This window comes from Micromonospora sp. NPDC023633 (assembly GCF_040640035.1).
Lineage (GTDB): Bacteria > Actinomycetota > Actinomycetes > Mycobacteriales > Micromonosporaceae > Micromonospora.
On the sequence record NZ_JBFABB010000197.1, the window covers coordinates 1 to 8,495 of the forward strand.

General features: G+C 75.4%; 6 protein-coding genes and 1 pseudogene. 6 read left to right on the forward strand and 1 reads right to left on the reverse strand.

The features are described from left to right. Positions 1-92: 92 nt before the first annotated feature. The 4 genes and pseudogenes from AB0G13_RS32805 to AB0G13_RS32820 form a co-directional block, all read left to right on the forward strand. Positions 93-731 (forward strand): annotated as a pseudogene (locus AB0G13_RS32805) (glycosyltransferase family 4 protein); the annotation flags it as partial. Further along, a complete protein-coding gene (locus AB0G13_RS32810) occupies positions 731-3,121 on the forward strand; it encodes a hypothetical protein (RefSeq protein ID WP_357882988.1) in 2,391 nt (796 codons plus the stop codon). The pseudogene AB0G13_RS32805 and the gene AB0G13_RS32810, both read left to right, overlap by 1 nt. A 150-nt stretch (positions 3,122-3,271) precedes the next feature. Next, positions 3,272-5,023, forward strand: coding sequence for a CTP synthase (locus tag AB0G13_RS32815; protein WP_357882991.1), 1,752 nt, complete (start codon positions 3,272-3,274; stop codon positions 5,021-5,023). A 29-nt stretch (positions 5,024-5,052) separates the two neighbouring features. After that, positions 5,053-5,658 (forward strand): NUDIX hydrolase, encoded by a 606-nt coding sequence (locus AB0G13_RS32820; protein WP_357883003.1) that lies wholly within the window; start codon positions 5,053-5,055, stop codon positions 5,656-5,658. Positions 5,659-5,759: 101 nt separating this feature from the next. Here AB0G13_RS32820 and AB0G13_RS32825 read toward each other — a convergent pair whose 3' ends face one another. Continuing rightward, positions 5,760-6,017, reverse strand: a complete 258-nt coding sequence (locus AB0G13_RS32825; RefSeq protein ID WP_357882994.1) for a TM2 domain-containing protein — start codon at positions 6,015-6,017, stop codon at positions 5,760-5,762. 291 nt (positions 6,018-6,308) lie between these two features. Here AB0G13_RS32825 and ald point away from each other — a divergent pair, with 291 nt between their 5' ends. Continuing rightward, positions 6,309-7,424, forward strand: coding sequence for an alanine dehydrogenase (gene ald, locus AB0G13_RS32830; protein ID WP_357882997.1), 1,116 nt, complete (start codon positions 6,309-6,311; stop codon positions 7,422-7,424). Positions 7,425-7,468: 44 nt separating this feature from the next. Next, positions 7,469-8,428: a site-specific tyrosine recombinase XerD gene (locus AB0G13_RS32835; RefSeq protein WP_357883000.1), complete on the forward strand. Its 960-nt coding sequence runs from the start codon at positions 7,469-7,471 to the stop codon at positions 8,426-8,428. The last annotated feature ends 67 nt before the right edge of the window (positions 8,429-8,495 follow it).

Sequence of the window (8,495 nt, forward strand, 5' to 3'; positions counted from 1 at the left end):
CTCGGCGTGCGCTTCACCTGGGCCAACGAGATGCCCCCGGTGCGCAACGCCGCCGAGCTGGTCGCCCTCGCGCACGCCGAGCTGCCTCGGCACTGCCCGCGCCGCGCCGCCGCCGGGCCGCCGTCCGCGCCGAGTTCGGCGTCGGCCAGGACCGGCCGCTGATCCTCTCCGTCGGCCGGCTGCACCCGCAGAAGCGGTACGACGTGCTGGTCGACGCGGCCGCCCGGTGGCGTACGCGGACCCCGGCGCCGGTCGTGGTGATCGCCGGCAGTGGCCCGGCCTACCTGCCGCTGGCCGCCCGGATCTCCGCCGCCCGGGCACCGGTGACCCTGCTCGGGCACCGTACCGACGTGGGCGACCTGCTGGCCGGGGCCGACCTGGCGGTGGTGACCAGCGACTGGGAGGCCCGTCAGCTCTTCGCGCAGGAGGCGATGCGGGCCGGCGTACCGCTGGTGGCGACCGCGGTCGGCGGCCTGCCGGAGCTGGTCGGCGACGCCGCGGTGCTGGTGCCGCCGGGGGACGTGGACGCCGTCGACGCGGCCGTGCGCGCCCTGCTCGACGACGAGGCCGGGCGGGCCGAGCTGGGCCGGCGCGGCGCCGCCCGGGCCGCCACCTGGCCCACCGAGGCGGACACCCTGGCCCAGCTGGCGGCGCTCTACGCCGAGCTGGCCCCGCACGGCGCCGGACCGGCCGCCCCCGGCGCCGACGCCCCGTCGACGGGACGCCGGTGATGCGGCGCAGAATCGCCCCGGTCCTGCTGACCCTGGTCGTGGTGGCGCTGGGCATCACCGCGCTGACCGCCCGCCCCGAACGGGAGGCGTCGCCCCCGGGGCGCACCGCCGACTTCGTGGTGCTGGTCGGGGTCGCCGGTCTGCGCTGGGAGGACGTCGACCCGCAGACCACGCCGACGTTGTGGCGGATGGCCCAGGACGGCTCGATCGGCTCCCTGTCGGTCCGTTCCGCGCACCGGCCGACCTGCCCGGTGGACGGTTGGCTGACCCTCGGCGCCGGCAGCTACGCCGCCTGGAACGGCAGCCGCCAGGCCGGCGGCTGTCCACCGGCCCAGGTGACGGTCGAGCAGCCCGACGGCATCGGCGCGAACCTGCCCGACCAGGAGAGCGTCGTCCTGTACAACCAGGAGCGGCTGCCCTGGGGCACGGTGCCCGGCGCGCTGTCGGAGTCGGTGCGCTGCTCGGTGGCGGTCGGGCCCGGCGCGGCCGTGGCCGCCGCCCGACCGTTCGGCCGCGTCGACCGGTACGCGCCGGCGCTTCCAGCGGACCCGGCGGGCCTGCTCGGCTCCTGCGTGCTGAGCATCGTCGACCTCGGCACGGTCACCGGCGAGGACCCGGCGGCCCGGGCCGCGGTCGCGCGTGAGGCGGACGCCCGCCTGGCCCGGGTGCTGGCCGCCCGGCCGCCCCGCTCGCTGGTGATCGTCGCCGGGGTGTCCGACACCGACGCCCCGTCCCGGCTGCACGTCGCCGTCGCCGACGGGCCGGGCTGGGAACGCGGGTGGCTCACCTCGGCCAGCACCGGCCGCGAGGGCTACCTGCAACTGGTCGACCTCGCGCCGACCGCGCTCACCGCGCTGGGCCGGCCGATGCCGGAACGGCCCTTCCTCGGCCGGCCGGCCGAGTCGGTCGGCGGGCGGCCGGCGGACCTCGCCGCCGCGATCGCCGCGCCGGCGGACGCCGACCGGGAGGCGGCCGCCCAGCACCGGGTGGCCGACTGGTTCTTCACCCTGCTGGCCGGCGCCCAGGTGCTGCTCGCCGTGGCGGTGCTGCCGCTGCTGCGCCGGGCCCGCCGGCACGCCGGCCCGTACGGCCCGGAGCCGGTCTCGCGGCGGGTGGTGGCGGTCGTGGAGCTGCTGCTGATCGCGGCGGCCCTGGCCGTCCCGGCCGCCCTGCTGGCCGACGCCGTGCCCTGGTGGCGCGGGGACCACGCGGGCGTCTACTTCGCCGGGGTGACCGTGCTGCTGCTGGTCGCCGCGACCGCCGTGGTGCGGCTCGCGCCGGGGCACGCGAGCACCCTCGGTCCGCTCGGTGCGGTGGCCGGCCTGACCACGCTGGCCGTGGGGCTGGACGTGCTCACCGGCGCCCGCCTCCAGCTCAACGGGGTGGTCGGCTACTCCGCCCTGGAGGGCGGCCGGTACGCCGGGCTGGGCACCGTCGGGCTCGGGGTGTTCCTGGCCGGATCCCTGCTGAGCGCGGGGTGGCTGGCCCAGCGGGTCCGCCGGTCCTGGCGGCCGCCCGTGATGGTGGCCGTCGGCGGCGCCGCCGTGCTGGTCGTCGGCAGCCCGTACCTGGGGTCCGACCCGATCGGCGCGATAGCGCTGACCGCCGGGCTGAGCGTCGCCGCGGCGATCAGCGCCGGTGGCTGGCTGACGATCAGCAGGCTGGCCTGGGCCACCATGGCCGGGCTCGCGCTCACCATCGGCTTCGCGGTGCTCGACCTGCGCCGGCCCGCCGCCGAGCGGGGCAGCCTCGGCCGGTTCCTGGCCGCCGTCGGCGACGGCACCGGCGGGCTCACCGTGCACCGCTCCAGCACGGCCAACTTCGAGACTCTGGTCAACAGCCCGCTGACGGTGCTGGCCCTGGCCGGTGCCCTGCTGGTCTGGTTCGCCCTGCTCCAGCCGTGGGGTGGGCTGATGCGGCTGTTCGGCATCTACCCGGCGATGCGGGCGGCGATGGCCGGCACCGCCGTCGCCGCGGTGATCGGCGGTGTGCTGGGCGGCGACGCCCTGGACGTCGCCGGCGCGGCCGCCGCCCTGGTGGTGCCGATGGCGGCACTGGCCGCGCTGCGGGTGCTCGACCACTCCACCGACCGCACGCTGCCCGACGCGGGCCGCCCGCGCGACGAGGGGTCCGGCGGCACGGGCGACGGGTCGGGCGGCGACAGCGGCGGGGGACCGGACGGCGAGGACCCGGACCGACCGGCGCCGACCGGCGCGGGGGCGGACGCCGCGCGTACCTCGAATGCGGGCGCGGGACCGGCCGCGGCGCCGGCGCCCCCGGCACCGCGCGCGCCGGACCCGGCGACCGGGGCGGACGGCCCGACGGCCGGGACCGGCGCGGGGAAGCGCGCGCCGGCCGGTCGGGCATCGATCGAGGTCACCGCCACCTGAGTCGGGGCGCGACGTCCCGCAGCCCGCTGCGGGTGCGCCCGGCGGGCGGGCCGGGAGAGGTGTTACCGTGGAATCCCGTGGATCGCGTGATCACTTGGCTGATCGGCACGGCGGTCTGCACGACCGCGACGGACGACACGGGAGCAGGCCTTGGCCCCTTCAGCACGGACGACCAGGCACATTTTCGTCACCGGGGGAGTCGCCTCCTCGCTGGGTAAGGGCCTCACCGCCTCCAGCCTCGGCAACCTGCTCACCGCGCGCGGTCTGCGCGTGGTCATGCAGAAGCTCGACCCCTACCTCAACGTCGACCCGGGGACGATGAACCCGTTCCAGCACGGCGAGGTCTTCGTCACCGAGGACGGCGCCGAGACCGACCTCGACGTCGGGCACTACGAGCGGTTCCTGGACCGGGCGCTCTCCGGCAAGGCGAACGTCACCACCGGCCAGATCTACTCGGAGGTGATCGCCAAGGAGCGGCGCGGCGAGTACCTGGGCGACACCGTCCAGGTCATCCCGCACATCACCAACGAGATCAAGTCGCGGATCCTGGCGATGGCCGACCCGGACGACGACGGCCAGGTGCCGGACGTGGTGATCACCGAGGTCGGCGGCACCGTCGGCGACATCGAGTCGCTGCCGTTCCTGGAGTCGATCCGCCAGGTCCGCCACGACCTGGGCCGGGACAACTGCTTCTACCTGCACGTCTCGCTGGTGCCCTACCTGGCGCCGTCGGGCGAGCTGAAGACGAAGCCGACCCAGCACTCGGTGGCCCAGCTGCGCAGCATCGGCATCCAGCCCGACGCGCTGGTGCTGCGCTGCGACCGGGAGATCCCCGACAAGGTCAAGCAGAAGCTGTCGCTCTACTGCGACGTCGACCGCGAGGCCGTCACCGCCGCCCCGGACGCGCCGAGCATCTACGACATCCCGAAGGTGCTGCACCGCGAGGGCCTCGACGCGTACGTGGTGCGCCGGCTCGGCCTCTCCTTCCGGGACGTCGACTGGACCAGCTGGGACGACCTGCTGGAGCGGGTGCACCAGCCCCGGCACACCGTCACCGTCGCCGTGGTCGGCAAGTACGTCGACCTGCCCGACGCGTACCTGTCGGTGAGCGAGGCGATCCGCGCCGCCGGCTTCGGCCACCGGGCCCGGGTGCAGCTGCGCTGGGTGCCCAGCGACGAGTGCGTCACCCCGACCGGCGCGGCGGCCGCCCTGGCCGGCGTGGACGGCATCGTCATCCCGGGCGGCTTCGGGGTGCGCGGCATCGAGGGCAAGATCGGCACCGCCCGGTACGCCCGCGAGAACGGCATCCCGCTGCTCGGCCTCTGCCTCGGTCTGCAGTGCATGACCATCGAGGTGGCCCGGCACCTGGCCGGCTTGGAGGGCGCCAACTCGCTGGAGTTCGACGAGGAGGCCGCGCACCCGGTCATCGCCACCATGGCCGACCAGGAGGACATCGTCGCCGGCCGGGGCGACCTGGGCGGCACCATGCGGCTGGGGGCCTACCCGGCGGCGATCGCCGAGGGCTCGCTGGTCGCCGAGGCGTACGGCAGCACCGAGGTCAGCGAGCGGCACCGGCACCGGTACGAGGTGAACAACGCCTACCGCGACGCGCTGACCAAGGCCGGCCTGCACATCTCCGGCACCTCGCCCGACGGGCGGCTGGTCGAGTTCATCGAGCTGGACCGGGGCCTGCACCCGTTCTTCGTCGCCACCCAGGCGCACCCGGAGCTGAAGAGCCGGCCGACCCGGCCGCACCCGCTCTTCGCCTCCTTCGTGAAGGCGGCGGTGGCCTACTCGGAGGCCGACCAGCTCCCGGTCGACCTGGACGCGGCCGAGAGCGCGGCCGCGAAGAAGGCCGCCCGCAACGGTGGCGCCGCCGCGAAGGCGACGTCGGCGTCGTGAGCGAGCGGACGACCGGGCAGGACGGCGGCGTGAGCGCCGTCGAGCACCGCTACGAGGTGCGCTCCCGCACCGAGCGCTACCAGGGCCGGATCTTCGACGTGGTCAGCGAGGAGGTGACCATGCCGGGCGGCGGGACGGGCGTGCGCGACGTCGTCCGGCACGTCGGCGCGGTCGCCGTGGTGGCGCTCGACGCGGCCGGCCAGGTGGTGCTGATCCGCCAGTACCGGCACGCGGTCGGGCGGCACCTGTGGGAGCTGCCCGCCGGGCTGACCGACGTCTCGGGCGAGGATCTGGCCGCCGCCGCGGTCCGGGAGCTGGCCGAGGAGGTGGACCTGGCCGCCGGGCGGGTCGACGTGCTGGTGGACCTGCACAGCTCGCCGGGCTTCACCAACGAGCTGGTCCGGGTCTTCCTGGCCCGGGACCTGACCGACGTGCCGGCGGAGCAGCGGCACGAGCGACGCGAGGAGGAGGCCGACCTCCAGGTCGTCCGCATCGACCTCGACGAGGGGGTCGGCATGGTCCTCGCGGGCGAGATCACCAACGCCTCCTGCGTGGCCGGGCTGCTCGCCGCCGTCCGGGCCCGGGACACCGGCTGGTCCGCGCTGCGCCGACCGGACGCGCCGCTGCCGCGCTGACGGCGGTCGCGTCGCCGCCGGTCGCCCGGCGACGGGTGTGGGTCTACGTGAAGGAGGGGCCGTGCGGTCAGCCGCACGGCCCCTCATTGTTTACGGTGCAATCAGTCGCGCAGCGGGCGACCCTGTCCGTCGACGCCACCGTTGACCAGGATCAGGATGCCGTCGATGGTGCCCCAGAGGCCGCCGATGCCGCCGGTGCAGACGCCCACGACGAGCTGGAGAACGCCGATCTTGGTGTGGCCCATGTAGAACCGACCGGCGCCGAAGACGCCGAGCACGATGCCGAGGATGCCCGCGACGACCTTGCTCTTGTCGGAGACGCCCGACGGGTAGCCGGGCTGGTAAGGAGGTGTGGTCATGAGGCGACACCCTAGTGATCCACTGGTGTCCTGTCCGCAGCGGTACCCGAAGAGTGGGACGATAATGGATGAACACTGTCCTGACGGCTGAGGTCACGTCCCACCGCCGGCCCCGTTCATGCCTGACACATCGTCAGGGCGTACGGGCACCGGATGTCACTGTGCTGCCTCATCGGGGGCGGCGACGCGCCTAGACTGCCGCCGGCGGGACCGGTGGACCGCGGCGGCAAAGGGGCCGCCGTGGCACCGAGCAGTCGGGGGAGCGCAGCCCCGAAGAGAGGTGTCTGCATCGTGAAGGTCGGAATCCCACGCGAGGTCAAGAACCACGAGTACCGCGTGGCGATCACGCCGGCGGGCGTCAACGAGTTCGTCCGCAGCGGTCACCAGGTCTTCGTCGAGTCCGGCGCCGGGGTCGGGTCCAGCATCGACGACGACGAGTTCGCCGCCGCCGGGGCCAAGATCCTGGCCACCGCCGACGAGGTGTGGGAAACCTCCGAACTGGTGCTCAAGGTCAAGGAGCCGATCGCCGAGGAGTACCACCGGATGCGCGAGGGGCAGGTGCTCTTCACCTACCTGCACCTGGCCGCCTCGAAGGCGTGCACCGACGCGCTGCTCGACCGCAAGGTCACCGGCATCGCGTACGAGACCGTCGAGCTGCCCGACCGGTCGCTGCCGCTGCTCGCCCCGATGTCCGAGGTGGCCGGCCGGCTCGCCCCGCAGGTGGGCGCCTACCACCTCCAGCGGCAGGGCGGCGGGCGCGGCATCCTGATGGGCGGGGTCTCCGGCGTGTACGCCGCGAAGACGGTGGTCATCGGCGCCGGCGTCTCCGGCATGAACGCCGCCGCGATCGCGCTCGGCCTGCAGGCCGAGGTGCTGCTGCTGGACAAGAACGTCGCCCGGCTGCGGCAGGCCGACGCCATCTACCGCGGCCACCTGCAGACGGTGGCCTCCAACGCGTACGAGATCGAGCGGGCCGTGCTGGACGCGGACCTGGTCATCGGCGCGGTGCTGGTGCCCGGCGCGAAGGCCCCGACCCTGATCTCCAACGAGATGGTCTCCCGGATGAAGCCGGGCAGCGTGCTGGTCGACATCTCCATCGACCAGGGCGGCTGCTTCGAGGACTCGCGTCCCACCACGCACGCCGAGCCGACCTACCAGGTGCACGGCTCGATCTTCTACTGCGTGGCGAACATGCCGGGCGCGGTGCCGCACACCAGCACCTACGCGCTGACCAACGTCACCCTGCCGTACGCGCTGGAGCTGGCCAACCACGGCTGGCGCGAGGCGCTGCGTCGCGACCCGGCGCTGGCGCTGGGCCTGAACACCCACGACGGGCAGGTCACCTACGGCCCGGTCGCCGAGGCGCACGGCATGGCGACCCTCGCGCTGGCCGACGCGCTGGCCTGAGGGGTGGCGGGCTGACCGGCGCACCGGACGGGGCCGGCGCGGGCGTGCAGCCCGCGCCGGCCCTGCGTCGTGCCGTCCGCGGCTACCTCGACCACCTCACCGTCGAACGGGGACTGTCGGCGAACACGCTCTCGTCGTACCGACGGGACCTGGAGCGCTACCTGGCCACCCTGGCGGCGGCCGGCGTGCCGGACCTGGCCGCCGTCGGCCCGGGGCAGGTCGAGGCGCACCTGACCCGGCTGCGCGCCGGCGACGAGGAGCATCCGCCGCTCGCGGTCTCCTCCGCCGCGCGGGCGGCCAGCGCGGTGCGTGGCCTGCATCGGTTCGCGCTGCGCGAGGGGCTGGCCGGCGCCGACCCGAGCCGGGACGTCCGCCCGCCCACGCCGCCACGCCGGCTGCCCCGGGCGCTGCCGGTCGACGCCGTGGTGCGGCTGCTGGAGACCGCCGGGTCGGTGACCGCCGCCGGCGATCAGGCGCCGCTCGCGCTGCGCGACCGGGCGCTGCTGGAGTTCCTGTACGGCACCGGCGCCCGGATCTCCGAGGCGGTCGGCGCCGCCGTGGACGACCTGGACGTCGACGAGGGCACCGTGCTGCTGCGCGGCAAGGGCGGCCGCACCCGGCTCGTCCCGATCGGGAGGTACGCCGTCGAGGCGGTGCGGGCCTGGCTGGTGCGGGCCCGGCCCGGGCTGGCCGCCGCCGGCCGGGGCACCCCGGCGGTCTTCCTCAACGCCCGCGGTGGCGCGCTGACCCGGCAGGGCGCGTGGACGATCCTGCGTCGTGCCGCCGAGCGGGCCGGGCTGCCAGTGGACGGGCCGGAGGCGGTCTCCCCGCACACCCTGCGCCACTCCTACGCCACCCACCTGCTCGACGGCGGCGCGGACGTGCGGGTGGTGCAGGAACTGCTCGGCCACGCCTCGGTGACCACCACCCAGGTCTACACCCTGGTCACGGTCGAGCGGCTGCGCGAGGTGTACGCCACCGCCCATCCCCGGGCGCGGGGTTGACCCCGCCCGGCCCCGGCCCGGGCGCGGGGTCGACCGCCGGCCGCCCCGCCGGGGGTGGCCGGACCCC

Coding starts and splice junctions, on each gene's coding strand:
- AB0G13_RS32810 (WP_357882988.1), top strand. CDS start 731: ATGCGGCGCAGAATCGCCCCGGTCCTGCTGACCCTGGTCGTGGTGGCG.
- AB0G13_RS32825 (WP_357882994.1), bottom strand. CDS start 6,017: ATGACCACACCTCCTTACCAGCCCGGCTACCCGTCGGGCGTCTCCGAC.